A 1,500-nucleotide genomic window follows, 5' to 3' on the forward strand; every position below is an offset into this window, starting at 1 on the left:
CCCCGTGAATGTCGGCCGTAACTATAACGGTCCTAAGGTAGCGAAATTCCTTGTCGGGTAAGTTCCGACCTGCACGAATCGTGTAACGAGTTGACTGCTGTCTCCAAGGAGTGCTCAGCGAAGTTGTAGTGGCGGTGAAGATGCCGCCTACCCGCAGCAGGACGGAAAGACCCCGTGCACCTTTACTGTAGGCTGTTACTGTGTTTTCGTTCGGGATACTTAGCGTAAGTGGGAGACTTTGAAGCCTGGATTTCGGTTCAGGCCGAGTCGACAATGAAACACCACCTTTTCTTAATGGAAACTCTAACTCTAAGCCGTGAAACCGGATAGAGAACAATGGCAGCTGGTCAGTTTGACTGGGGCGGTTTCCTCCCAAAAAGTAACGGAGGAGTTCTAAGGTTCCCTCAGCTTGGTTGGTAATCAAGCGTCGAGCATATTGGTAGAAGGGAGCTTAACTGTGAGACACACACGTCGAACAGATACGAAAGTAGGACAAAATGATCCGGTGGTAGAATGTGGAATTGCCATCGCTCAACGGACAAAAGGTACGCCGGGGATAACAGGCTTATCAGGCCCAAGAGTTCATATCGACGGCCTGGTTTGGCACCTCGATGTCGGCTCATCGCATCCTGGGGCTGGAGAAGGTCCCAAGGGTCCGGCTGTTCGCCGGTTAAAGCGGTACGCGAGCTGGGTTCAGAACGTCGTGAGACAGTTCGGTCCTTATCCGCTGTGGGCGCAGGAAATTTGAGGGGTTCACTCCTTAGTACGAGAGGACCGGGAGTGACGAACCGCTGGTGTTCCGGTTGTGTCGTCAGACGCAGCGCCGGGTAGCTATGTTCGGAAAGGATAAGCGCTGAAAGCATCTAAGCGCCAAGCCTATCCCAAGATGAGATTTCCCCATCAAGACCGTGGTAGACCACCACGTTGATAGGTCGCAAGTGTACGCACGGCAACGTGTTCAGCTAAGCGATACTAATTATCTGATCGGCTTTTATCTTTGAGTTCACTTAACGCAAGGCCCACGCCTTAATCGCACTTTAGAACTGCGACAATGGCAAAGCCCCGTTATTTTAACCCAAGTTTATATCGCCCAATATTCAGGGTCGCAGACAAAATCTGACGGCAACGTCAGCTTTCCAATGTTCCGCTTTATCTATAGTTTTCAGAGAACAACTCTAAAGCTCCCCTCACCGGGAGCCCACGATGTTCTCTTGAAATCCGATGTCCGTCTGCTCACACGCAACGACATCCCAACGACTTCTCACCTCCAGAGCCACGGCTTCGAGCTCTTCCCCCTACTCCCCGTAGGAACAGGGAATCCCCGAATCCCCACTCTGGTGACCTTAGAGGCGTGGCACCACCCGTTCCCATCCCGAACACGGAAGTGAAACACTCCCTCGCCGATGGTAGTGCATCTCTAGGTTGTGCGAGAGTAGGTCGTCGCCAGTCCCCACCAGCCCCTCTTCCCCTTCACCAGGGAAGAGGGGCTGGCCCTTTTTA

At 52.9% G+C, this 1,500-nt stretch carries 2 rRNA genes; both read left to right on the plus strand.

From position 1 onward, the window contains the following. A 23S ribosomal RNA gene (locus tag VLA04_05560) occupies positions 1-997 on the plus strand; the annotation flags it as partial. A gap of 336 nt (positions 998-1,333) precedes the next feature. Continuing rightward, a 5S ribosomal RNA gene (gene rrf / locus VLA04_05565) occupies positions 1,334-1,449 on the plus strand. Positions 1,450-1,500: the final 51 nt, after the last annotated feature.

It is taken from the genome of Verrucomicrobiia bacterium, from assembly GCA_035460805.1.
Taxonomy (GTDB): Bacteria; Patescibacteriota; UBA1384; order CAILIB01; family CAILIB01; genus DATHWI01.